This window comes from Streptomyces sp. NPDC040545 (assembly GCF_055595065.1).
Genome location: NZ_JBVIWA010000007.1, coordinates 1 through 23566 on the forward strand (window position 1 = coordinate 1; position 23566 = coordinate 23566).

Consider the following 23566-nt stretch of genomic DNA (forward strand, 5'->3'; position numbering starts at 1 on the left):
TCATCCACCGAAGTGGACGGGGTATCAACTTCTGGCGTTGATTTTTGGCACGCTGTTGAGTTCTCAAGGAACGGACGCTTCCTTTGTACTCACCCCCGCGACATCTGCTGGGGCTTTCCTCCGGGCTTTCGTTCTGTTCTTGCGTTTCCGACTCTATCAGACTCTTTCGTGTCCGACTTCCTCGGCGCTTTCCAGGTATTCGCTTTCGCGTTTCCCTTTCCGGCGAGTCCGACTCTATCAGACCCTTCGGGCCTGACCCCCAGTCAGCGGGGCTTGTCTTCCGGGCTGTTAGGCCCTTTCGACGAGTGAGACAGTAGCGGATTCCGTGCCTCCGAACCTAATCGGCGGCTGCGTCCTGGAACGCGGATTCCTCATTCGCAAATACGCATGAAAACGAGACGACGGAGTGCGTCGTTCGTTCGAATGTGTAGTGCGGGATGGCTGTCCGGGGACCGACCGGGGTCGGCGCTCACTTCGGACAACTCGAAGAACCTTACGGACCGGGCACACCTGTGTCAACCCCCGGCTGACCCGCCGCGCGGGATCCGCGAAACTCCCGCCGCCTTCAGCCCCTTCGGTCTACGCTGGGCCCATGACTACGCATGCGCTCACGCTCAGCCTTCGCTGGTGGGCCGCCTGACGGCGGCCGACCTTCCACGCGAGCACGCATGCGCTCACGGCCGCCGCTACGGCGGCCGTTCTTGTTTCTCCCCTCCCGGGAGTGGCTCGGTCGCCCGGCGCGGTGGCCACCGGCACCACTCACACACAAGGGAGAGCAGGACATGACGGCGACGAGGATCTTCAGCGGCATCAAGCCCACCGGACACCTGACGCTGGGCAACTACCTGGGGGCCGTGCGGCAGTGGGTCGAAGCCGACCTGACACCGGAGTCCGCGCTGTTCTGCGTCGTCGATCTGCACGCGCTGACCGTCGAGCACGAGCCGGCCCGCGTACGAAGGCTGAGCCGGCAGGCGGCGACGCTGTTGCTGGCGGCCGGGCTGGATCCGCAGCGGTGCACCCTCTTCGTGCAGAGCCACGTCGACGAGCACACCCGGCTGGCGTACCTCCTGGAGTGCACCGCCACGGACGGGGAGCTGCGGCGCATGATCCAGTACAAGGAGAAGGCTGCGAAGGCGCAGGTCTCCGGGGAGGGCGTGCGGCTGTCGCTGCTCACGTATCCCGTGCTGATGGCGGCCGACATCCTGGCGTACGGCGCGCAGGAGGTGCCGGTCGGGGAGGACCAGCGGCAGCACGTCGAGCTGACCCGGGATCTGGCGGTGCGCTTCAACCAGCGGTACGGGCACACCTTCACCGTGCCGAAGGCGACGCTCCCGGCGGTGGCCGCGCGGGTCATGGACCTCCAGGACCCGACGTCGAAGATGGGGAAGTCCCACGAGAGCGGGGCCGGAATCGTCTATCTGCTCGACGAGCCCGGCGTCGTGCGCAAGAAGGTGATGCGGGCGGTCACCGACAGCGGGGACGGTGCGGTGGTCTACGACCGGGAGGCACGGCCGGGGGTCGCCAACCTGCTGGACATCCTGGCGGCGTGTGCCGGGGGTGATCCGGCGGTGCTCGCCGAGGGGTACAGCGGCTACGGGGCGCTGAAGCGGGACGTCGCCGACGCGGTGGTCGAACTGCTGCGGCCCGTACAGGAGCGGCACGCGGAGCTGGCGGGCGATCCGGCCGAGGTGGAGAAGGTGCTGCGGGAGGGTGCCGGGCGGGCCAGGGAGCTGGCGCGGCCGGTGGTGGACCGGGCGTACCGGGCCATCGGGCTGCTGGAGCCGTGACGGGTGGGGGTCCCGCATGCCGCGGGACCCCCACCGTACGGGTGTCTCAGCTGTTGCCGGAGGCGAGCTCGCGGCTGCGGTCGCGGGCCGCTTCGAGGGCGGCGATGAGGGCGGCTCGTACGCCGTGCTTCTCCAGCTCGACGATGGCGTTGATCGTCGTGCCGGCCGGGGAAGTCACGGCTTCGCGGAGCTTGACCGGGTGTTCGCCGCTGTCGCGCAGCATGACGGCGGCGCCGATGGCGGCCTGGACGATCAGGTCGTGGGCCTGGGCGCGGGGCAGCCCGAGGAGGATGCCGGCGTCGGTCATGGCCTCGACGAGGAAGTAGAAGTAGGCGGGGCCCGAGCCGGAGAGGGCGGTGGCCGCGTCCTGCTGGGACTCGGGGACGCGCAGGGTCTTGCCGACGCTGCCGAAGATCTCCTCGGTGTGGGCGAGGTGCGCCGCGGTGGCGTGGCTGCCGGCGGAGATGACGGACATGGCCTCGTCGACGAGGGCGGGGGTGTTCGTCATGACGCGGACGACGGGGGTGCCAGGGCTGAGCCGTTCCTCGAAGAAGGCGGTGGGGACACCGGCGGCGCCGCTGATGACCAGGCGGTCGGCGGGGACGTGCGGGGCGAGCTCGTCGAGGAGCTTGGCCATGTCCTGGGGCTTGACGGTGAGGATGAGGGTGTCGGCGCGCTTGGCGGCCTCGGCGTTGGAGACGGCCTCGACCCCGTAGCGGGTGCGGAGTTCCTCGGCCCGTTCGGCGCGGCGGGCGGTGACGAGGAGCTTCGAGGCGGGCCAGCCGCCGCGGATCATCCCGCTGAGCAGGGCCTCGCCGATCTTGCCGGTACCGAGGACTGCGACTGTCTGGGTCATGCCCGATCCACCTCGCCGAACTGTTCTTGCGCGTGAGCTACCTATACGTCTTCATCCTTGCACCCGGGCGGGGTAGGGGGAGGCGCTGTCCGGAGTGCGGTCAGGGCGTGCGGCGGCGGAGGGTGACCGCGCCGAGGGCGAGGACGAGGAGGGCGCAGGCGGCGACGATCGCGGCGTCGCGGACGAAGTCGGCGGTCATGTCGGTGTGGGTGAGCACCTGGGTCATGCCGTCGACGGCGTAGGACATGGGCAGGACGTCGGAGAGGCCTTCGAGGACGGGGTGCATGGTGTCGCGGGCGGCGAAGAGGCCGCAGAGAAGGAGCTGGGGGAAGATCACCGCCGGCATGAACTGGACGGCCTGGAACTCGGAGGCGGCGAAGGCGGAGACGAAGAGTCCGAGTGCCGTGCCGAGGAGGGCGTCGAGGAGGGCTACGAGGAGGAGCAGCCAGGGGGATCCGACGACGTCGAGGCCGAGGGCCCAGAGGGCGAGGCCGGTGGCGAGCAGGGACTGCAGGACGGCGACGGCGCCGAAGGCGAGGGCGTAGCCGGCGATGAGGTCGCCCTTGCCGAGCGGCATGGCGAGGAGGCGTTCCAGGGTTCCGGAGGTGCGTTCGCGCAGGGTGGCGATGGAGGTCACCAGGAACATGGTGATGAGGGGGAAGATCCCGAGGAGTGAGGCGCCGATGCCGTCGAAGGTCTTGGGGCTGCCGTCGAAGACGAAGCGCAGCAGGGTGAGCATCAGTACGGGGACCAGGAGCATCAGCGCGATGGAGCGCGGGTCGTGGCGGAGCTGGCGCAGGACGCGGGCGGCGGTGGCGGTGGTGCGGGCGGCGTTCATCGGGTCTGCTCCCGGATGGCGGTGACGTCGGAGACGGCGGCGGCGGCATTGGCGGCCGCGGCCGCGTCGGCTTCGTCGACGAGGCGCAGGAAGCCCTCCTCGACGGTGGTGGCGTGGGTACGGGTGCGCAGTGCGTCGGGGGTGTCCTGGGCGAGGATGCGGCCCTCGCGCATGAGGAGCAGGTCGTGGCAGCGCTCGGCCTCGTCCATGACGTGGGAGGAGACGAGGATCGTCGCGCCGCGGGTGGCGGTGATGTCGTGGAAGAGGTTCCACAGGTCGCGGCGCAGGACGGGGTCGAGTCCGACGGTGGGTTCGTCGAGGACCAGGAGCTCGGGGGTGCCGAGCAGGGCGACGGCGAGGGAGACGCGGCTGCGCTGGCCGCCCGAGAGGTTGCCGGCGAGGGCGTCGGCGCGGCGGGTGAGATCGACGTCGGTGATGGCGCGGCTGACGACGGCGGCGCGGCGGTCGGCGGCGGCGCGGCCGGGGTCGAGGACGGCGGCGAAGTAGTCGAGGTTCTGCCGGACGGTGAGGTCGTCGTAGACGCTGGGCGCCTGGGTGACGTAGCCGATGCGGGAGCGGAGCCGGGGGTGGCCGGCGGGGTGGCCGAGGACGTCCAGGGTGCCGGTGACGTGGGCCTGGGTGCCGACGATGGCGCGCATGAGGGTGGATTTCCCGCAGCCCGAGGGGCCGAGGAGGCCGGTGATGCGGCCGCGGGGGACGTCGAAGGCGATGGAGTCGAGGACGGTGCGGGGGGTGCGGCCGGTGCCGCGCCGGACGGTCAGGTCATGGGCGTGGACGGCGGCCGGGTCTCCCTCGGCCTGGTTATTCATCATGTGATGAATAATGCTCCTGGCGGTGCCAGGACGTCAATCGCCGGGACGGATGCGGGTCCGGGCACGGGCACGGGCGCGGGCGCGGGTGCGGATGCGGGTGCGGATGCGGGCGCGGGCCGCTTCTCGCCGCTGCGCCGCGCGCGGGGCTACTTCTTGCGCTTGGGCCGGCGGGCGGCCGGGTTCCCCGTACGGGTGCTGCGGCGGCGGGCGTATTCGGCCTGGGCGCGCTCGTACTCGGCGCGGCGGAGCTTCTCGCCCGGCGCCTCCCCGAGGCAGCGCAGGAAGTACGCGATCAGGGAGCCGATGAAGCCGATCGTCTTCAGGCCCTTGAGGGCGGCCTCGTCGGAGGACGGGGCGGGACGCCGGCTGAAGGAGGCCCAGGTCTTGGTGAAGGCGATGGAGCTGGCGATCGCGAAGAGGATGACGACCGAGATGCTGAGGAACGGGCCGACGTTGCCGATCTCCAGGCCCCCGTAGGCGAAGCGGAGCAGCAGCGCGGCGGCGACGGCGGTGGCCAGCGAGCCGATGGCGAGGCCGACACGGCGCAGGGCGTAGCCGCCGTCGTGCTCGACCCACGTGGTGCCGAAGAACGGGATCGGCTCGGGCTGCGGGCCGGCGGACAGCGGGGCCTGCGCGGCCGGCTCGGCGGGGGTCTGGTCTCGCTGGTCGTCGCTCACATCAGCGATTATCCCTCGCCGGGCCGGTCGGGCCGGGTGTGTCTCACGTGGCAGACGGGTCCGGGACGGTCAGCCGCACTGGTTGGTGGCGTGGCCGTCGCTGCCGGTCTTCACGTACGCGTCGGAGACGCACCGGCCGTTGCCGACGCAGTCCCGGATGTCCGTCGTGCCGTACGGGCCCGAGACGGTGGTGCCCTCGCACGGGCAGCGGAGCGAGACGGTCGCGCCGAGCGGCAGGACCTCGATGACCGAGCAGTTGGTGCCGGGTCCGCCGAGACCGGGCACGCGCCGTCTGGTGATCACTGCCCTCTCTCCTTGACAGGCCGGCAGAGGTCAGCAGCGCGTGGCGACGTAGCCGTCACTGCCCGTCTGGACGTATGCGTCCGAGACGAACTGACCGTTGCCGATGCAGTCCCAGATGTCCGTCGTGCCATACGGACCGGAGACCGTCGTGCCGGAGCCCTGGCAGCGGATCGAGACGTACGAGTCGTACGGCAGGACCTTGACGATGGAGTAGCTGGTGCCCGGGCCACTGCGGACGTTCACCCGGTAGCCGGGAGCAACCGGAAAGGTCTGGAAACCGGACTCTGCGGCGAGGCTCTGGGCCTGACCGGCCTCACTCTTTTCGGACATGCGAAAACTCCCCCCTGAGCGTTGCGTTGCGCAACTCGCGCAGGGTAGCAGGACCTTGGAGATCGCCAGGTGCCATCGACTAGGCTCCGGCGGGGGTGGTCAGCGGTGCAGTCGCTGCGCAGGGATCGGGCGGGCTTTCCGGAGTACGCCGGGCAGTACCGGCTGGAATCCGTCCTGGGTTCGGGCGGTATGGGCGTCGTCCACCTCGCCACCTCCGCGTCGGGACTGAAACTCGCCGTCAAGATCGTGCACCCCGAACACGCGGTGGATCCGGAGTTCCGGGCCCGGTTCCGGCAGGAAGTGGCCGCGGCGCGACGTGTGAGCGGGGCGTTCACCGCGCCCGTCGTGGACGCGGATCCGGACGCCGAACGGCCCTGGATGGCGACCTTGTTCATCGACGCACCGACACTCGCCGAGCGGGTGCGGGAGCGGGTGCTCGATCCGGCCGAACTGGCCCGGCTCGGCGCCGGACTCGCCGAGGCCCTGCGAGACATCCACCGGGCCGGGGTGGTGCACCGGGACCTGAAGCCGAGCAACGTCTTGATGGCACCCGACGGGGTACGGGTCATCGACTTCGGGATCTCGCGGCCGACCGACAGCGACCTGCGGACGGAGACCGGAAAGCTGATCGGGACACCGCCCTTCATGGCGCCCGAGCAGTTCCAGCGACCCAGGGAAGTGGGGCCTGCCGCGGACCTGTTCGCGATGGGCGCCGTACTCGTGCACGCAGCGACCGGGCGCGGCCCCTTCGACTCCGACAGTCCCTATCTGGTGGCGTATCAGGTCGTCCACCACGACCCCGACCTGACCGGTCTGCCGGCGGCCCTGAGGCCGGTCGTCGAATCCTGCCTCGCCAAGAACCCCGCCGAACGCCCGACCCCTGATGCGCTGATCAGTGAACTGCGTGCGCTGGCCTATCCGACGTCGGAGGACACCCGGGCCTTCATCCCCAGGCCGCGCGGACCCAACCGGCGGGACGAGGCCACCCACCGGCGGGGCCGGATGGTCGCCGAGCAGCCCGGCCCCACCCCGCCGCGGCGGCGGTCACGGCTGGTGCTGTCGGTCGGCGGCGCGCTGCTGCTGACCGGCGGGGCGCTCGGCGGATACCTCTCATACGGGACGGACGCAGACCCGTCAGCGCACTCCACCGTGCACGCCGAGGCCACGGAGCCCGGTCCCGGTGCGAAGGCCGGGCCGCCGTGGGCGGTACAGGTGGGCGAACGGGGCGGGGGCAATCCCGTTCCGGCCTGCTCGTGGTCGGCCGGAGGTCTGTACTGCTCGGGGCCGGGGCTGGCAGCCGCCCGGCTCGACCCCGCGAACGGCTCGGTGATGTGGTCCGTGCCAAGAGCGGCACCCGCTTCGCGGATGACCCCGAATCCGGCTCCGCTGCACGCCGCAGGACTGGTGTTCGCAGTGGACGACGACGGAAGGGGCCTGCGGGCCCTGGACGCGGCAGCCGGTGCGCTGCGGTGGAAGCGGGCCCTACCGGAGGGCGGGCGGGTGGTGCCTGTGGGAAGTCTGCTGCTCGTTACGGGCCCGGACGGAAAGGCCACCATGCTCGACGCGGCCACGGGCGCGACTCGCTGGGAACACCGCCTCGGCGGGGCGGGCTCCGCATGGCTCGCCGACCCAGACCTTCCGGGGGGCGCCGGCCTGTACCTCTGCGCGCAGGGAGCGGACGGGAAGTCGACCCAGGTCTCCGCTGTCGATGCCACGAGCGGCGCGGTGCACTGGCAGGTCCGGAGCCCGGCGCTGCTGGAACCGGTCGGCGCGGCGGCCGGCGGGCTCTACCTGCTGGAAGGTGACACGCGGTCCGCGTCCGGCGCTGTGACCAGGGCGGTCGTGCGGGTGGATCTCGCGACACGAGCCGTACGCCGGATCCCCCTCTCGTCGCCGTTGCTGGAGGCCCAGGCCGCAGTCGGGCCCGAGGGCCGGGTCTACGTCTTCGGCACCTCGGGCGCCCTGGCCGCGGTGGGGGCGGAGCGTGAGGAATGGCGGCTGGAGACGGGCGTGGCCGTGGGCTCGCGGCCGATGATCCACGAAGCGCGGATCCACCTGACGGCCTCGGACGGGCGGCTGCTGGCCGTCGACGGCGCGGGCCGGCTCCTGGGACAGACGAGGCCCAGACTGGGGGGTGAGCCGGGCTACACCTCCGCCCTGCCCGCGCCCGTGGTCGGCGGCGGGCGGGTGTTCACGGGGGCGCCCGACGGGTCGGTGTTCGCGGTGGGGGCGGCGGATCCGGGCCGATGGTGAGACGGCGGCGCCCCCGCACCGGAAGGTGCGGGGGCGCCGGCGGAGCCGGTCGTCAGCCCAGGAGGGAGACGTCGCGGACCGCGCCCTTGTCGGCGCTGGTGGCCATCGCGGCGTAGGCGCGCAGGGCCGCGGAGACCTTGCGCTCGCGGTTCTTCGGGGCGTAGACGCCGCCGAGGGCCTCGTGGCGGGCCGCCAGGGTGGCCTCGTCGACGAGGACCTCGATGGACCGGTTCGGGATGTCGATGCGGATCCGGTCACCGTCCTCGACGACCGCGATGGTGCCGCCCGAGGCCGCCTCCGGGGAGGCGTGGCCGATGGACAGGCCCGAGGTGCCGCCGGAGAAGCGGCCGTCCGTCACCAGCGCGCAGACCTTGCCGAGGCCGCGGCCCTTGAGGAAGGAGGTCGGGTAGAGCATCTCCTGCATACCGGGGCCGCCGCGCGGGCCCTCGTAGCGGATGACGACGACGTCGCCCGCCTTGATCTCCTTACGGAGGATCTTGTCGACGGCCTCGTCCTGGGACTCGCAGACCACGGCCGGGCCCTCGAACGTCCAGATCGACTCGTCGACGCCGGCGGTCTTCACGACGCAGCCGTCGACGGCGATGTTGCCGCGCAGCACGGCCAGCCCGCCGTCCTTGGAGTACGCGTGCTGCACCGAGCGGATGCAGCCGCCCTCGGCGTCGAGGTCGAGGGTCTCCCAGCGCTTGGACTGGGAGAAGGCGGTGGCGGAGCGCTCGCAGCCGGGGGCGGCGTGCCACAGCTCCATGGCCGTGTCGGTGGCCGTCCCGGAGCGGGCGTCCCACTGGGCGAGCCAGTCCTCCAGACCGTCGGAGTGGACGGTGGTGATGTCCTTGTTGAGGAGGCCGCCGCGGTGCAGCTCGCCGAGGATGGCGGGGATACCGCCGGCCCGGTGGATGTCCTCCATGTAGTACGTGCCGCCGGGCGCCACGTTCGGCGCGACCTTGGCCAGGCACGGGACACGGCGCGAGACGGCGTCGATGTCGGTGAGGTCGTACTCCAGGCCCGCTTCCTGGGCGGCGGCCAGCAGGTGCAGGATCGTGTTCGTGGAGCCGCCCATCGCGATGTCGAGGGCCATGGCGTTCTCGAAGGCCTCGCGGGTGGCGATGCTGCGCGGGAGGACGGACTCGTCGCCGTCCTCGTAGTAGCGCTTGGTGATCTCCACGACCGTGCGGCCGGCGTCCTCGTACAGGGCGCGGCGGGCAGTGTGGGTGGCGAGGACCGAGCCGTTGCCCGGGAGGGCCAGGCCGATGGCCTCGGCGAGGCAGTTCATGGAGTTGGCGGTGAACATGCCTGAACACGACCCGCAGGTCGGACAGGCGTTCTCCTCGATGCGGAGCACGTCCTCGTCCGAGACGTTCTCGTTGGAGGCGTCGACCATGGCGTCGATCAGGTCCAGCTTGCGGACGGTGCCGTCGACGAGGACGGCCTGACCGGCCTCCATCGGACCGCCGGAGACGAAGACGACCGGGATGTTGAGGCGCATCGCGGCCATCAGCATGCCGGGGGTGATCTTGTCGCAGTTGGAGATGCAGATCAGCGCGTCGGCGCAGTGCGCCTCGACCATGTACTCGACCGAGTCCGCGATCAGGTCGCGGGAAGGCAGGGAGTACAGCATGCCGCCGTGGCCCATGGCGATGCCGTCGTCGACCGCGATGGTGTTGAACTCGCGCGGGATCGCACCGGCGGCACGGATGGCGTCGGAGACGATGCGGCCGACCGGCGCCAGGTGGGTGTGACCGGGGACGAACTCGGTGAAGGAGTTGGCGACCGCGACGATCGGCTTGCCGATGTCCGCGCTCGCTACGCCCGACGCGCGCATCAGCGCACGCGCGCCTGCCATGTTGCGGCCGTGGGTGACGGTGCGGGACCTCAGCTCGGGCATGCGGTTTCACTCCCCATGAGTGCGGCTGTACGGTCAGCCGCGACTGCGGATATGGCTCAGATACGAGGCTACGCCCACCGCCCGCGATCCGGACGGCGCGTCCGGATGCCGGGACGGCGGGCTCATTCCTCGGTCAGGTACCGCTGGAGCGTGGGCGCCACGAGGGCCACGATCTTCTCCGGGTCGGCGGAGGCGAGGGGCTCCACCTGGACCACGTAGCGCAGGATCGCAATGCCGACCATGTGGGAGGCGGCGAGCTCGGCACGGAAGGTCGGGTCGGGGACGTCCAGGTCGGCGGCGACGCGCTCCAGGAGCCGCCGCAGGACCAGCCCGCGCAGTACCTTCGCGGCGGCCTCGTGCGTGAGCGCCGAGCGGATCACGGCGAGCAGCGGGACCCGGGTGACCGGGTTCTCCCAGACGCCCAGGAAGTAGCGGGCGAGGCGCTCGCCGATGCCGTCCGGCCCCTCGCCGATGATCGCCGGGACCACCAGGGCGGGCTCGATGCTGACCTCGATGGCCGCGGCGAACAGGTCGTCCTTGCTGCCGAAGTAGTGGTGCACCAGCGCCGGGTCGACACCGGCGACCTTCGCGATGCCGCGCACGGACGTCTTGTCGTACCCGCGCTCCGCGAACACCTCACGGGCGGCGAGCCGGATGCGCTCCTGGGTGCCGGGGCCGTCGTCGGCCTCGTCCTGCCGGGGCCGGCCGGGGCCGCGGCGGCGTGGCTTGGGTGCGTCGGGGGTATCGGGGGTATCGGTCACGGCCGACGGGCCTTGTCGCGCTCGGCGGGGGTGGGGGTGGTGGGAGTGGTGGCGAGGTGCAGGCGGGTGAAGGCCAGCGCCTCGGCGAGATCCGCCTCGCGCTCGGCGGAGGACATCGCCCGGCGGGTGTTCACCTCGATCACCACGTGCCCGTCGAACGAGGTCCGCGCGAGGCCCTCCAGCAGCTCGGCGCAGGGCTGCGTACCGCGGCCCGGGACCAGGTGCTCGTCCTTGGCCGATCCGTTCCCGTCGGCGAGGTGGATGTGCGCGAGCCGGTCGCCCATCCGGTCGATCATCGCGGTGGCGTCGGTACGGGCGGTCGCGGTGTGCGACAGGTCGACGGTGAAGTGGCGGTAGTCGTCCTTCGTCACGTCCCACTCGGGGGCGTACGCCAGCATCTCGCGGTCGCGGTAGCGCCACGGGTACATGTTCTCCACGGCGAACCTGACATCGGTCTCGTCGGCCATCCGCCAGATACCGGTGACGAAGTCCCGCGCGTACTGGCGCTGCCAGCGGAAGGGCGGATGCACGACCACGGTGCTCGCCCCGAGCCGCTCGGCCGCGGCCTGGGCGCGCTGCAGCTTGGTCCACGGATCGGTGGACCAGACCCGCTGGGTGATCAGCAGACACGGCGCGTGCACGGCCAGGATCGGCACCCCGTGGTGGTCCGACAGCCGGCGCAGGGCGTCGACGTCCTGGCTGACCGGATCCGTCCAGACCATCACCTCGACACCGTCGTAACCGAGGCGCGCGGCGATCTCGAAGGCGGTCGCCGTCGACTCCGGATAGACGGAGGCGGTGGATAGGGCGACTTTCGCGGTCGGGACACGGACTGGTTCTGCCACGAGGACAGGGTACGGGCCCACAACGGCGCCCGACCGTGACGGCGGCCACGCGACTCCGGAAGGCGGGATCCACTCGATCGGAATCAGGGATGTGTATGGGGGTTTCCCGTCAGTCCCATCGTCCCTCCGTGTCGGGCCGGTCCCTCAAGGGCGCTCCTGCGTCGCGTCACTGCGTGATGGCCTTCGGCCACCCTTGACCGACCGACCCGCCCCGGAGAAACGAAAGACTGCCGGGAAACCCCCAAAGGAACGGGCCGGGAGATCAAGACAGGGACGGGGCGGCCAGAGATGCGCGACCCGGTCGGGCGTGAAGAGCCACGGTCCAGAGACGGGGCCCATCGAGACCAGGGCCCGTGTCGGGGGAGGCGCGTCCAATCGCTACTTGCCCCTGACGTCTCAGCGTCCGACGACCGTCCGGGGCTGGACATAAGCCGCCCACGACCCCTAGGCGCTCCTCATCTCTCAGCGTCCGACGACCGTCCGGGGCTGGACATAAGCCGCCCACGACCCGTAGGCGCTCCTCATCTCTCAGCGTCCGACGACCGTCCGGGGCTGGGCATAGGCCGCCCACGAGCCGTAGGCGCTCCTCGTAGGAGGCGTCCGGCGGCTGACCGGGGTGGGAAGGCGTGAAACTGCGGCTATCTCGTCGTGGATGCGGGTCAACGCACGTGGGTGGCCCGAAAGGCCGACCGTTTGCCCCAATTACCCCTGTTCGGGTGTGAGCTTGTGGGGTGATGCTCGCGTTGACCCGGCTTCACGACGGAATAGCGAGACTTTGGCCCCTGACGGCCGTCGGTCGCGGTCGTGGAGAAGCGCGTAGCGATCTGGGGCGGCCTATGCCCAGCCCAGGACGGTCGTCGGACGCTGAGACGTCAGGAGCGCGTAGCGAATGGACGCGCTTCCCCGGCACGGCAGGGCGGCTGTGATGGGCCCCGTCTCTGGACCGTGGCTCTTCGCGCCCGACCGGGTCGCGCATCTCTGATCGCCCCGTCCCTGTCTTGATCTCCCGGCCCGTTCCTTCGGGGGTTTCCCGGCAGTCTTTCGTTTCTCCGGGGCGGGGCGGTCGGTCCAGGGTGGAGCGCAGCGACATCGCGAAGCGACGCGACGTAGGAGCGCCCTTGAGGGACCGGCCCGGCACGGAGGGACGATGGGACTGACGGGAAACCCCCATACACATCCCTGATACCGATCGACCAGCTACCGCCCGACCAGCTCCCGCCCCCCGAAGCTCCCGCCCCGAAGCCCCCGCCCCTACGCCTCCGGCGCCGGCATGTGGTCCAGCCTGCGCAGGATCACGCCCTCGCGGAGGGCCCACGGGCAGATCTCCAGTTCCTCCACGCCGAAGAGGTCCATCGCGCCCTCCGCGACCAGGGCTCCCGCCAGGAGCTGGTTCGCGCGGCCCTCCGAGACGCCCGGGAGGGCCGAGCGCTGGGCCGTGGTCATCGCCGCCAGGCGCGGGACCCATTCCTCCAGGGACTTGCGGCTCAGATCCCGCTGCACGTACAGGCCGTCCGCCGAGCGGGCCGCGCCCGCGATGCGGGCCAGCTGCTTGAAGGTCTTCGAGGTCGCCACCACGTGGTCCGGCGTGCCGAAGCGGCGGAACTCGCCGACCGTCCGGGCGATCTCCGCCCGCACGTGCCGCCGTAGCGCCCGGATGTCCAGCGCGTCCGGCGGGTCGCCCGGGAGCCAGCCCGAGGTGAGGCGGCCCGCGCCCAGCGGGAGGGAGACGGCCGCGTCCGGGTCCTCGTCGATGCCGTACGCGATCTCCAGCGAGCCGCCGCCGATGTCCAGGATCAGCAGTTTCCCGGCGGACCAGCCGAACCAGCGGCGGGCCGCGAGGAAGGTGAGCCGGGCCTCGTCCTCGCCGCTCAGCACCGGCAGGTCGACGCCGGTCTCGGCCTTGACCCGCGCGAGGACCTCGTCCGCGTTCGTAGCCTCGCGTACGGCGCTGGTCGCGAACGGGAGGACGTCCTCGCACCCCTTGTCCTCAGCGGCCTGGACCGCGTCGCCGATCACCGAGACGAGACGCTCGACGCCTTCGGGGGTGACGGCGCCGCGCTCGTCGAGCAGCTCCGCCAGCCTTATCTCCACCTTGTGCGAGTGCGCCGGCTGCGGGCGCGCGCCGGGGTGCGCGTCCACCACCAGCAGATGGACCGTATTCGAACCCACATCCAGCACACCGAGTCTCATAGGGGGAAACGCTACTGCGAGGAAGACTCGGGGGATGTGTAAGGGGCGCATAGGCTTGGGTTTGTGCCAAATACGAAGAAGGCCAACAAGACCCGGTCGCAGAAGGACACGGGCAAGGACACCGTCAAGAGCAAGGCGAAGGCCAAGGCCGGCGCCAAGGGCGGCAAGGACAAGGCCGTGGTCACGGCCGACGAAAAGGGGCTCGACTTTCCCCGGGCCTGGGTGGAGTTCCCGGATCCCGCCGACGACGAGCAGATCTTCCGCTGTGACCTGACCTGGCTGACCTCCCGCTGGACCTGCATCTTCGGCAGCGGCTGCCAGGGCATCCAGGCGGGCCGGGCCGACGACGGCTGCTGCACGCTCGGCGCGCACTTCTCCGACGAGGACGACGAGAAGCGCGTCGCGCAGCACGTGGCCCGGCTGACGCCCGAGCTGTGGCAGTTCCACGACGTCGGCAGCGAGAGCGGGTGGACGCAGCACGACGACGACGGGGAGAAGCAGACCCGCCGCTGGGACGGGGCGTGCATCTTCCTGAACCGGCCGGGGTTCCCCGCCGGGGCGGGCTGCTCGCTCCACATCCTCGCGCTGAAGGAGGGCCGGGAGCCGCTGGAGACCAAGCCCGACGTCTGCTGGCAGCTGCCGATCCGCCGGACGTACGAATGGATCGACCGGCCGGACGACACGCGCGTGCTGCAGGTGTCGATCGGTGAGTACGACCGCCGCGGCTGGGGTCCGGGCGGCCACGACCTGCACTGGTGGTGCACGTCGGCCACCTCCGCGCACGGTGCCGGCGAGCCGGTGTACGTGTCGTACCGCCCCGAGCTGACGGAGCTGATGGGCAAGGAGGGCTACGACGAGCTCGTGAAGCTGTGCGAGGCGCGGCTGGCGTCGCTGCTGCCGATGGCCCCGCACCCTGCGGATCCTGTCTGACCGCAAGCCCTCTCAGGTTCCCGGCGAGGCCGACGGGGCCGGGTCCGGGGCGGGGGAAACCGTTCCGCCTGAGCCGTCCGTCGGGGTCGGCTCGGGCGTCGGGGACGGCGGCGGGATCGTCGGCTCCGTCGGGGACGGCGGCGGGGTGGACGGCCGCGTCGGGTCCGGCGAGGGCGCCGGGGTCGCGGGCCGCGTCGGGTCGGGGGCGGGCGCGGGCGTCGCCGCGGGCCGGCCGCGGCCCTGGATGGAGACCACGGCGCCGCTCGGGTCGACCCCGACCCGGGCCGTCCAGGCGCCGACCGGCTGGCCCTCGGGATCCACCGTGATCCGTAGGGTGACCGATTCTCCTGGGGCCAGCGTGCCCGCGGTCCGGCTCGCGCGCAGCCAGGGGGCGTCGGACCAGAGCCGCCAGTCCACGGGGGCGCCGCCGGAGGCGGTGAGGGTGAGCCGGGTGACGGCGCCCTGGGCGGATGCGGCCACGGTGAGGTGGCCGGCGCTGCCGGGGTGGTCGGGGGTCGCGGGCGGGCCGGTGCTGATGATCTCGACGGAGACGTCGGAGGTGGTGTCGCTCTGGGCGAAGCCGGGGCCGCTGGTGGTGGCCGTGTTCCCGGTGTTCTCGTAGGCGGTCAGCGGGCGGCCGTCGGTGCGCGCGACCGGGAGTTCGGACTCGCTGGCGGAGATACGGGTGGCGTCGCCGCCGGCGGGCTCGCCCGAGCCGGGGTCGCCGCGGTACGCCGCCCACAGGGCCAGGACCGGGGCGGCGACGACGGTGGCGACCACGGTGGTGGTCACCAGCCGGGCGCGCAGCCGGTCCCGGCGGGCCGCGCGGTCCTTGGGGTCCATGGGGAAGCCGGTGCGGTCGAAGCGTGGGGCGGTCCCCCGGCTGCGGCCCCGGCCGGAGCGGAGCATCGCGGCGTGGACGGCGGTGCGAGGGGCGGCTACGAGGGGGAGCGCGGCGGTGTTGAGGCCGCCGGAGCCGGGCCAGGGGCCCGCGGCGCCCACGCGTTCGGCGACGCGGCGACATCGTGGGCAGTCGTCGACGTGGCGGACGAGCTCGGCGCGCAGGGTGCTGGAGAGCAGGACGTTGCCGTCGCCTTCGTCGCCGGTGAGCCGGGAGACGCTGGGGCAGTTGCCGGTCTCGACGACGGCGAGGGCGGCGCGGGTGCGCTCCACCTCGCAGGCGGCGCCGGAGAGCAGCTCGCGGGCGGCGGCCGCGGGGGTGCCGAGGACGGCTGCGAGTTCGGGGACGCCGAGGCGGTGGCGGACGGCGAGTTCGAGGGCCTCGCGCTGCTCGGGTGTGGTGCCGGCGGCTTCGGGCCAGGCGAGCCGGGCCAGTTCGGTACGGCGGTAGGCGCTCACGTCAAGCGGCCGGTGGGCGTCCTGGCCGCTGTCGGATCGGGTGTCACCACCCGGCGCACGGTCGCGCCCGGTGTGCTCCGGCGCACGCCGGGCGGAATGCGCTCCCTGGCGCGCGCGCCGCTGCTCGGCCAGCCGGTGCAGACAGCCCCAGCGGGCGAGTGCGTAGAGCCAGGCGCGCCGGTCCCCTTCGTCGGGGCAGCGGCCGGGATGCCGCTCGGCCACGGCGAGGACGTCCCCGAGCACGTCGGTCGCGGTGTCGTGGTCGCACAGGACCGACAGGCAGTACGTGAACAGGCCGTCCAGGTAGGGCTCGTGCCGGAACGGCGGCGGCTGCTCGGCCTCGTGGGGCATGCGCCCGTGCGCCCGGTGTGCGCCGGTGCGCGCTGAGGAGTGTGCCTGGTGGCTGCTGTTCACCTGGCGACCGTAGGCGGCACGCCGGTGACGCCCTGGAAGCCTTCGCCACATTTAGCCCTTACGGGTGAACAGATCGGTGAGGCGCTGACGCAGGCCCTGACGCGGTCGGACCGGCAGGTCCTGCTGCCGTGGGCCCGCGGCTCCCGCGAGGCCGGCGGGACCCACGCGCACCTCATGTACCTCATGCACCTCGCGCACCTCATACACGTCATGCAGCAGAGCGCCGTCCTCCCCGTAGAACTCCACGGAGAAGGGGAGGCCGCGGGCGCGGAGCACGGCGGTGAGCGCGGCGAGGCGGCCGGCGTCCGCCTCGCCGTGGAGGAGGACCCCGGCGTCGACCGGTTCGATCTCCAGCCGGGCCAGCGGGCTCTCCACCTCGTACCCCTCCCAGGAGGAGGAGCGCGAGCTCCAGCCCGCGCGGACGAAGAACGCGGCGAGGTCCGCGGCGGAGCGGCTGCCGGGGAAGAGCCCCGCCACGTCCGCGACGGGCCTGCCGGTCACGTCGGCGTCGAGGGGGGATCCCTCGTCGGACAGGTCCATGGGGACACCCTCGCACCGCGCCGGCCGCGCCCCGCGGCCGGCACCCCGGTCCGGACTGTCGGTGCGGGCGGCTACCGTGAACGGCATGGCTGCCCGCACCGCTCGTTCATCCGCCAAGGACCGGCCGTCCTACCGCTGCACCGACTGCGGCTGGACGACCGCCAAGTGGCTCGGCCGCTGTCCCGAATGCCAGGCCTGGGGCACCGTGGAGGAGATGGGCGCGCCCGCCGTGCGGACCACCGCCGCCGGCCGGGTCTCGACCGCCGCGCTGCCGATCGCGCAGGTCGACGGCCGGACCGCGACCGCCCGCAGCACCGGCGTGGACGAGCTGGACCGCGTCCTCGGCGGCGGGCTCGTGCCCGGCGCCGTCGTGCTGCTCGCCGGCGAGCCCGGTGTCGGCAAGTCGACCCTGCTGCTGGACGTCGCGGCGAAGGCGGCCAGCGACGAGCACCGCACGCTGTACGTGACGGGCGAGGAGTCGGCCAGCCAGGTGCGCCTGCGGGCCGACCGGATCAACGCCCTCAGCGATCACCTCTACCTCGCCGCCGAGACCGATCTGTCCGCCGTCCTCGGGCATCTCGACGCCGTGAAGCCCTCCCTGCTGATCCTGGACTCCGTACAGACCGTCGCCTCCCCCGAGATCGACGGCGCGCCCGGCGGCATGGCCCAGGTGCGCGAGGTGGCCGGAGCGCTGATCCGGGCCTCCAAGGAGCGGGGGATGTCCACCCTCCTCGTCGGCCACGTGACCAAGGACGGGGCCATCGCCGGTCCCCGCCTGCTGGAGCACCTCGTCGACGTGGTGCTGAGCTTCGAGGGCGACCGGCACGCCCGGCTGCGGCTGGTGCGCGGCATCAAGAACCGGTACGGGGCCACCGACGAGGTCGGCTGCTTCGAGCTGCACGACGAGGGGATCACCGGGCTCGCCGACCCGAGCGGGCTGTTCCTGACCCGGCGGGCCGAGGCCGTCCCGGGCACCTGCCTGACGGTGACTCTGGAGGGGAAGCGTCCGCTGGTCGCCGAGGTGCAGGCGCTGACCGTGGACTCGCAGATCCCCTCCCCCCGGCGCACGACCTCGGGCCTGGAGACCTCGCGCGTGTCGATGATGCTGGCGGTGCTGGAGCAGCGCGGCCGGATCACGGCGCTCGGCAAGCGCGACATCTACAGCGCCACGGTGGGCGGGGTGAAGCTCACCGAGCCGGCCGCCGACCTGGCGATCGCGCTCGCGCTGGCCTCCGCCGCCAGTGACGTCCCGCTGCCGAAGAACCTCGTCGCGATCGGTGAGGTCGGCCTGGCCGGCGAGGTGCGGCGGGTGACCGGCGTGCAGCGGCGGCTCGCGGAGGCCCACCGGCTGGGCTTCACGCACGCGCTGGTCCCGGCGGATCCGGGGAAGGTGCCGGCCGGGATGAAGGTCATCGAGGTGGCCGACATGGGCGACGCGCTACGGGTGTTGCCGCGCGGCCGCTCCCGTACGCCGGCCAGGGAGCGGTCCGCGGAGTAGCCGACGCGGGGGTGGGGGTGGGGGGAGCACCCGAGGGCACGAACGGGGGCGGAACCGGGGGACGATCCCCTGGTCAGGGGGTCCGTACGGGGCCCGGCCCGGCCGTACCGGGCCAAGCCACGGCGGGGCCGTGGCGCGCGCCGGTAGACTTCTGGATGGTCCGCCCGGCCGTACGCACGTCCTCGTGCCCGCGGCGCTGGGCGGCGCAACCCGCGACCGGAGGAGTGCAGTGGCAGCCAAGGACGGGGCAGCAGCATCCGGGAAGTCGGGCGCGAGCTCCAAGCAGGAGGCCATGATGCGCGCCTCACTGAGTGCGGTCGCACCTGGTCAGCCGCTGCGTGACGGCTTGGAGCGGATCGTTCGCGGCAACACCGGCGGGCTCATCGTCCTCGGTATGGACAAGAGCGTCGAGGCCATGTGCACGGGCGGTTTCGTCCTGGATGTGGAGTTCACCGCGACCCGGCTGCGCGAGCTGTGCAAGCTCGACGGCGCGCTCATCCTCGACAAGGACATCACCAAGATCCTGCGGGCCGGTGTGCAGCTGGTGCCGGACGCGTCGATCCCGACGGAGGAGACGGGTACGCGTCACCGCACGGCCGACCGCGTCTCCAAGCAGTGCGGCTTCCCCGTGGTCTCCGTCTCGCAGTCGATGCGGCTGATCGCGCTGTACGTGGACGGGGAGCGGCGGGTCCTGGAGGAGTCCGGGGCGATCCTGTCGCGGGCGAACCAGGCGCTGGCCACGCTGGAGCGGTACAAGCTGCGCCTCGACGAGGTCGCGGGCACGCTGTCGGCGCTGGAGATCGAGGACCTGGTCACGGTCCGCGACGTGACGGCGGTCGCGCAGCGGCTGGAAATGGTCCGCCGGATCGCGACCGAGATCGCCGAGTACGTGGTCGAACTGGGCACGGACGGGCGACTGCTGTCGCTCCAGCTGGACGAGCTGACGGTCGGGATCGAGCAGGAGCGGGAGCTGGTCATCCGGGACTACGTGCCGGAGCCGACGGCGAAGCGTTCCCGCACGGTGGACGAGGCGCTGGCGGAGCTGGACGCGCTCACCCATCCGGAGCTGCTGGAGCTGGCGATCGTGGCGCGGGCATTGGGATACACGGGCTCGCCGGAGACGCTGGACTCGGCGGTGTCGCCGCGCGGGTACCGGCTGCTGGCGAAGGTGCCGCGACTGCCGGGCGCGATCATCGAGCGGCTCGTGGAGCACTTCGGCGGGCTGCAGAAGCTGCTCGCCGCGAGCGTCGACGACCTGCAGACGGTGGACGGGGTGGGCGAGGCCCGCGCACGGAGCGTCCGCGAGGGCCTGTCCCGCCTGGCGGAGTCGTCCATCCTGGAACGCTACGTCTGACCTCCTGGAACGCTACGTCTGACCGGGGCTCCGCCCCGGACCCGGCTGAATACTGCCCCGCCGGCGTGTGACGCGCGGGGGTTCGGGGATTCGGGGGCGGAGCCCCGCCGTGGCCCTGCAGACGCTAGTCCTGCTTCAGGACGAACGAGGTGCGGGCCACCGGCATGCCCGGGGCCTTGACCTCGACCACGTAGGTGTCGGGTGCCGCGGACCCCGCCGGAGGCGTCTGGCACTGGTCGGCCGCGCTGAACCTGCGGTCCCAGTCCAGCGACTGCTTCGTCTCACCCTGCGCCGGGAGGCGGAAGAAGGCGTTGCCCGCGCCCGTCGGGCAGTCCGCCGAGGACCAGACCGCCTTGCTGCTGCTCGCCTGAAGGATGGTCAGGACGGCCTGCTTCGGGCCGAGGTCGATCTTGCAGGTGGTTCCGGAGGTGTTGCGGGCGACCAGTTCGAGGCGCGGCTTCTCGTTCGCCTCGTACTCGTTCTTCACGCTCTTGACCTCCCACTGCAGCGCTCCCGGCGCGCACGTGGGGAGCGGGGAGTCCGCCGGGACCGGAGCCGGGCCGCCCGCGGCGCCGCCGGAGCCGGAGCCCGAGCCGCCGTTGGAGGCCGTTCCGCTGCCCGGTTCGCCGTTCTTGCCCGTGCCGCCCGTGCTGCCGCCCCCGGAGCCCGTGCTGCCGCCGCTCCCCGACTCGGGGCGCCCGCCGGGGGCCGCGCTGATCGCGGGGCCGGTACCGGCCGGTCCCGGGGTGATCGAGGTGACGGGGTCGGGGCCGTCCTGGCCCTTTCCGTTCGTACTCGTCCTCCCCCCACCGGAACTGACGGTCCATACGGCGAGGAGTGCCAGGAGCGCGACGACGGAAGCCAGCACAGCCCTCCGTCGCCAGTAGATGGAGGAGGGGAGCGGCCCGACCGGATTGCGCAGAGATCCCACGGACGGAACTTTACGAGAGTTCGCGACCCGATCAGTGCCCCACATGCCGCGCAGAGGACTTGATTTGCCGATGATCATCCTGCGGGCGCAATCGGGGCGCCGAGATCCGGCCAAAGGGGCCGATGCGGAGATCGATCCGCCGTGAGTACGTTCGGTGATCACGGGACAGCTCCGGCCTCCGCCCCGGCCTCACCCGTGTCGCCCGCCGGACACCCTCATGTGGCTTTGTTGACGAGAACGGGCTCTGGCTCAACTTGTGTGGTGCCGGCCCGAAGCAAGAGCGTCGGCAAGCCGCGCCCCCGGATCGCCAGTGACGTGATGTACGGAGCGTCCGGCCGGCCAGGTCGAGATTCCGTCGTCCACCCACCTCGGAACGACGTGGAAGTGCAGATGGGGCACGGACTGCTCCGATCCCGGGCCGCTGGCGCTGAGGATGTTCACGCCTGAGGCGTTCAAGGCGGTCCGCGCAGCCTCGGCCACGCGCTGGATCTTCACAGAAGTTGTGCCAGAACCCGAGAACGGACAGCACATGTTCACCACTTCGCGAGGCACCGCGATCGGTGACTGTTCTGTTTCCAGTGCAGCGGAATGGGTGACTGGCACCGATGGCCAACTGGCACGGATTCGGCCATTTTGATCAACCGTTGCGGTCGGAAGCCCTTCGAGCGCACTACCCAGAGGGGTCGCCTCGCTACTTTCGGTGTCGGCTCCTCGGGGCTTCCGAGGTTCTCGTGATCCAACGAGGGAGACATGATGTCGACGAGCACGACGAGCTGGAAGCAATGCAAGCGCGCTGGTGGTCCCGCGTCCGCCGTCATGGCGCTGGCCGTTGCCAAGGGAGCCGTCCTGGCGGGGACCGGGACGGGCCTGCTCCGCGCTTCCCTGCCCGTCACCGGGCCCGACTGGGAGTCACCCGAAGGACCGCCTACCAGCAACGATCAGACCATCGTCGACATGAACGTATGGGCGGACGATCCGCCATTGGTGTGGCGGACCGAGACCATTGGCTCGCGGTGCGCCGTCAAGCGCAGCGAGGACGCGGGCATGACGTGGCAGGCGTCCGGATCGTGGCCGGACTCCATCTTCGCCGTCCACATCCACCCGCTGAACCCGGACCGGGTCATGCACAGCTTCGGCTACGTGAACAACAACGGTGTCGAAGTCCTCGGCGTGCGGACGACGAGTGACGGTGGTGACTCCTGGGAGGAGCATGACCACGGCCGCTATTACTTGGATCTCGTGGCGGACCCAAACGACCCCGACGGCAACAGTGTCTGGATGGCTTCCCACACCAACGGCCTCTGCTGCTCGGGCGACTTCGGCAGCAGCTGGACGGTCATGACCACCCACGAAGCCAATGCCGTTCACTTCGCCGGCAGCCGCTTGCTGATCGGCGGCGACACCATCCGCTACAGCGACGACGACGGCACCACGTTCCACGCCGCGCGCATCGAGGGCCATGACGGTCCCCTGCGTGTCGTCGCGTTCGCCCAGCACAACGACGTCCTGTTCGCCGCCTCGTCCGGTGCGTCGTACCCGGGGGACACGGCGCCGATCACACCAGTCGGCGTCCTGCAATCCCGGGACCGTGGCAAGACCTGGACCGATGCCTCCGCCGGCCTGCCCATGCGTGACGTACGCACCCTGGCAGTCGACCCCGGACAGCCCTGCCTGTTCGCGGGCCTGAGCGACGGCAGCGTCCACCAGCTCGCCCTGTAACGGCAGGGACCGCCCGGAACTGAAGCCCTGGCCCCTTCGGGCCAGGGCTTCGTTCTCGTGAACAAAGCCACTCATGGGTGCGATCGGCCTCCGTGATCCGGACGGCATACGGGCTCCTCCTCTTCGGGGTGCCGTTCGCGGACGGGCGGCGGACCGGCCGCCGTCCGGTCCGGCGGTCCCGTTCCGGCGCGCCGAGGGAGGGGAAACATGCCAGGATGCCGTCTGCCATGACTGCATCTCCCGGTTCCTCCACGGCCGTATCCCCCGACTCCGCCCACGCGCTGCACTCCCCCGTCATCGCGTGGTTCGACGAGCACGCCCGCGACCTGCCCTGGCGCCGCCCCGACGCCGGCCCCTGGGGGGTCATGGTCAGCGAGTTCATGCTCCAGCAGACGCCCGTCAGCCGGGTCCTGCCGGTCTACGAGCAGTGGCTCGCCCGGTGGCCCCGCCCCGCGGACCTGGCCGCCGAGGCCCCCGGCGAAGCCGTACGGGCCTGGGGGCGGCTCGGCTACCCGCGGCGCGCGCTGCGGCTGCACGGGGCGGCCGTCGCGATAACGGACCGGCACGGGGGCGACGTACCGCGGGAGCACGCGCAGCTGCTGGCGCTGCCCGGGATCGGCGAGTACACGGCGGCGGCCGTGGCCTCCTTCGCGTACGGGCAGCGGCACGCCGTGCTCGACACGAACGTCCGCCGGGTCTTCGCGCGGACCGCGACCGGGGTCGAGTACCCGCCGAACGCGACGACCGCCGCCGAACGGCGCCTCGCCCGGGACCTGCTGCCCGAGGACGAGGCCACCGCGGCCCGCTGGGCGGCCGCCTCGATGGAGCTCGGGGCGCTGGTGTGCACCGCCAAGAGCCCGGACTGCGCGCGCTGTCCGGTGGCCGGGCTGTGCGCGTGGCGGCTCGCCGGGAAGCCGGCGCACGAGGGTCCGCCGCGGCGCGGGCAGACGTACGCCGGTACCGACCGGCAGGTGCGGGGCAAGCTCCTCGCCGTGCTCCGGGAGGCGGTGGGCGCGGTTCCGCAGGCGGTACTCGACACGGTCTGGAACGAGCCGGTGCAGCGGGCCCGGGCGCTGGACGGGCTGGTGTCCGACGGGCTGGTGGAGCCCTTGGACGGGGGCTTCTACCGGCTCCCGCAGACCCTCCCCCGGGCCGCCCCGCAGGCCCACCCCCGGACCGTCCCGCCGGCCTGACCGAAGCTGACTCCGAGATTCCGCTTATCGCCGGGAAACCGCAGCTCACGAG

Annotated in this window: 21 protein-coding genes; 7 read left to right on the top strand and 14 right to left on the bottom strand. The window is 72.0% G+C overall.

Features of this window, described 5'->3' with window-relative positions:
* Window positions 1-782 precede the first annotated feature (782 nt).
* Window positions 783-1787: a tryptophan--tRNA ligase gene (gene trpS, locus ACZ573_RS15935; protein WP_471304129.1), complete on the top strand. Its 1005-nt coding sequence runs from the start codon at window positions 783-785 to the stop codon at window positions 1785-1787.
* Between the two features lie 46 nt (window positions 1788-1833).
* Here the strand turns inward: trpS and proC are convergent, their stop codons facing one another.
* From proC to ACZ573_RS15965, 6 genes are all read right to left on the bottom strand, one after another.
* A complete protein-coding gene (gene proC / locus ACZ573_RS15940; RefSeq protein WP_314242437.1) occupies window positions 1834-2643 on the bottom strand; it encodes a pyrroline-5-carboxylate reductase in 810 nt (269 codons plus the stop codon).
* A gap of 100 nt (window positions 2644-2743) precedes the next feature.
* A complete protein-coding gene (locus ACZ573_RS15945; RefSeq protein ID WP_202200338.1) occupies window positions 2744-3481 on the bottom strand; it encodes an ABC transporter permease in 738 nt (245 codons plus the stop codon).
* Complete coding sequence (locus ACZ573_RS15950; RefSeq protein WP_471304133.1) at window positions 3478-4314, bottom strand: ABC transporter ATP-binding protein; 837 nt, start codon at window positions 4312-4314, stop codon at window positions 3478-3480. Before ACZ573_RS15950 ends, ACZ573_RS15945 begins: the two co-directional genes overlap by 4 nt.
* A 146-nt stretch (window positions 4315-4460) precedes the next feature.
* A complete protein-coding gene (locus ACZ573_RS15955; RefSeq protein WP_471304136.1) occupies window positions 4461-4991 on the bottom strand; it encodes a hypothetical protein in 531 nt (176 codons plus the stop codon).
* A 69-nt stretch (window positions 4992-5060) separates the two neighbouring features.
* The gene (locus ACZ573_RS15960) at window positions 5061-5294 is read right to left on the bottom strand and encodes a peptidase (protein WP_471304139.1); all 234 of its coding nucleotides are present in this window, start codon (window positions 5292-5294) and stop codon (window positions 5061-5063) included.
* A 30-nt stretch (window positions 5295-5324) separates the two neighbouring features.
* On the bottom strand, window positions 5325-5624 hold the full coding sequence (locus ACZ573_RS15965; RefSeq protein ID WP_471304143.1) for a peptidase: 300 nt from the start codon (window positions 5622-5624) through the stop codon (window positions 5325-5327).
* 105 nt (window positions 5625-5729) lie between these two features.
* On the opposite strand from ACZ573_RS15965, the gene ACZ573_RS15970 reads away from it, so the two are divergent.
* Window positions 5730-7877, top strand: a complete 2148-nt coding sequence (locus tag ACZ573_RS15970; protein ID WP_471304146.1) for a protein kinase domain-containing protein — start codon at window positions 5730-5732, stop codon at window positions 7875-7877.
* A 52-nt stretch (window positions 7878-7929) separates the two neighbouring features.
* Here the strand turns inward: ACZ573_RS15970 and ilvD are convergent, their stop codons facing one another.
* From ilvD to ACZ573_RS15990, 4 genes are all read right to left on the bottom strand, one after another.
* Entirely contained in the window at window positions 7930-9780 is a 1851-nt protein-coding gene (gene ilvD, locus ACZ573_RS15975; protein WP_471304149.1) for a dihydroxy-acid dehydratase, read from the bottom strand.
* A 122-nt stretch (window positions 9781-9902) separates the two neighbouring features.
* Entirely contained in the window at window positions 9903-10541 is a 639-nt protein-coding gene (locus ACZ573_RS15980; RefSeq protein WP_471304151.1) for a TetR/AcrR family transcriptional regulator, read from the bottom strand.
* Window positions 10538-11386 (bottom strand): sugar phosphate isomerase/epimerase family protein, encoded by an 849-nt coding sequence (locus ACZ573_RS15985; protein WP_471304154.1) that lies wholly within the window; start codon window positions 11384-11386, stop codon window positions 10538-10540. The genes ACZ573_RS15980 and ACZ573_RS15985 overlap by 4 nt, the downstream gene beginning before the upstream one ends.
* Before the next feature lie 1251 nt (window positions 11387-12637).
* Window positions 12638-13576, bottom strand: a complete 939-nt coding sequence (locus ACZ573_RS15990) for a Ppx/GppA family phosphatase (RefSeq protein ID WP_471304156.1) — start codon at window positions 13574-13576, stop codon at window positions 12638-12640.
* A 177-nt stretch (window positions 13577-13753) separates the two neighbouring features.
* Here ACZ573_RS15990 and ACZ573_RS15995 point away from each other — a divergent pair, with 177 nt between their 5' ends.
* Window positions 13754-14506 carry a DUF3109 family protein gene (locus ACZ573_RS15995; protein WP_471304647.1) on the top strand — a complete coding sequence of 251 codons (753 nt, stop codon included), beginning with the start codon at window positions 13754-13756 and terminating at the stop codon, window positions 14504-14506.
* 12 nt (window positions 14507-14518) lie between these two features.
* Here the strand turns inward: ACZ573_RS15995 and ACZ573_RS16000 are convergent, their stop codons facing one another.
* A complete protein-coding gene (locus ACZ573_RS16000; RefSeq protein ID WP_471304159.1) occupies window positions 14519-16279 on the bottom strand; it encodes a BACON domain-containing protein in 1761 nt (586 codons plus the stop codon).
* Window positions 16280-16330: 51 nt separating this feature from the next.
* The gene (locus ACZ573_RS16005; protein ID WP_471304162.1) at window positions 16331-16819 is read right to left on the bottom strand and encodes a hypothetical protein; all 489 of its coding nucleotides are present in this window, start codon (window positions 16817-16819) and stop codon (window positions 16331-16333) included.
* A gap of 85 nt (window positions 16820-16904) precedes the next feature.
* Here ACZ573_RS16005 and radA point away from each other — a divergent pair, with 85 nt between their 5' ends.
* On the top strand, window positions 16905-18317 hold the full coding sequence (gene radA / locus ACZ573_RS16010; RefSeq protein WP_189974095.1) for a DNA repair protein RadA: 1413 nt from the start codon (window positions 16905-16907) through the stop codon (window positions 18315-18317).
* Window positions 18318-18546: 229 nt separating this feature from the next.
* Window positions 18547-19671, top strand: a complete 1125-nt coding sequence (disA, locus tag ACZ573_RS16015; protein ID WP_150258629.1) for a DNA integrity scanning diadenylate cyclase DisA — start codon at window positions 18547-18549, stop codon at window positions 19669-19671.
* 124 nt (window positions 19672-19795) lie between these two features.
* Here the strand turns inward: disA and ACZ573_RS16020 are convergent, their stop codons facing one another.
* Window positions 19796-20602 carry a hypothetical protein gene (locus ACZ573_RS16020; RefSeq protein ID WP_471304165.1) on the bottom strand — a complete coding sequence of 269 codons (807 nt, stop codon included), beginning with the start codon at window positions 20600-20602 and terminating at the stop codon, window positions 19796-19798.
* Between the two features lie 249 nt (window positions 20603-20851).
* Complete coding sequence (locus ACZ573_RS16025) at window positions 20852-21133, bottom strand: HIT family protein (RefSeq protein ID WP_471304649.1); 282 nt, start codon at window positions 21131-21133, stop codon at window positions 20852-20854.
* A gap of 219 nt (window positions 21134-21352) precedes the next feature.
* Between ACZ573_RS16025 and ACZ573_RS16030 the strand changes: the two genes are divergently transcribed.
* Complete coding sequence (locus ACZ573_RS16030) at window positions 21353-22321, top strand: sialidase family protein (protein WP_471304167.1); 969 nt, start codon at window positions 21353-21355, stop codon at window positions 22319-22321.
* A gap of 227 nt (window positions 22322-22548) precedes the next feature.
* Window positions 22549-23514 carry an HhH-GPD family protein gene (locus ACZ573_RS16035; protein ID WP_471304169.1) on the top strand — a complete coding sequence of 322 codons (966 nt, stop codon included), beginning with the start codon at window positions 22549-22551 and terminating at the stop codon, window positions 23512-23514.
* Window positions 23515-23566 lie beyond the last annotated feature (52 nt).

Bases quoted from the DNA above. Each gene is read 5' to 3' on its own strand.
- ACZ573_RS16035 (WP_471304169.1), top strand. From the start codon at position 22,549: ATGACTGCATCTCCCGGTTCCTCCACGGCCGTATCCCCCGACTCCGCC.
- ilvD (WP_471304149.1), bottom strand. From the start codon at position 9,780: ATGCCCGAGCTGAGGTCCCGCACCGTCACCCACGGCCGCAACATGGCA.
- proC (WP_314242437.1), bottom strand. From the start codon at position 2,643: ATGACCCAGACAGTCGCAGTCCTCGGTACCGGCAAGATCGGCGAGGCC.
- ACZ573_RS15990 (WP_471304156.1), bottom strand. From the start codon at position 13,576: ATGAGACTCGGTGTGCTGGATGTGGGTTCGAATACGGTCCATCTGCTG.
- radA (WP_189974095.1), top strand. From the start codon at position 16,905: ATGGCTGCCCGCACCGCTCGTTCATCCGCCAAGGACCGGCCGTCCTAC.
- ACZ573_RS15945 (WP_202200338.1), bottom strand. From the start codon at position 3,481: ATGAACGCCGCCCGCACCACCGCCACCGCCGCCCGCGTCCTGCGCCAG.
- ACZ573_RS15950 (WP_471304133.1), bottom strand. From the start codon at position 4,314: ATGATGAATAACCAGGCCGAGGGAGACCCGGCCGCCGTCCACGCCCAT.
- ACZ573_RS16025 (WP_471304649.1), bottom strand. From the start codon at position 21,133: ATGTGCTGTCCGTTCTCGGGTTCTGGCACAACTTCTGTGAAGATCCAG.
- ACZ573_RS16030 (WP_471304167.1), top strand. From the start codon at position 21,353: ATGATGTCGACGAGCACGACGAGCTGGAAGCAATGCAAGCGCGCTGGT.
- ACZ573_RS16005 (WP_471304162.1), bottom strand. From the start codon at position 16,819: ATGGACCTGTCCGACGAGGGATCCCCCCTCGACGCCGACGTGACCGGC.
- ACZ573_RS15965 (WP_471304143.1), bottom strand. From the start codon at position 5,624: ATGTCCGAAAAGAGTGAGGCCGGTCAGGCCCAGAGCCTCGCCGCAGAG.
- trpS (WP_471304129.1), top strand. From the start codon at position 783: ATGACGGCGACGAGGATCTTCAGCGGCATCAAGCCCACCGGACACCTG.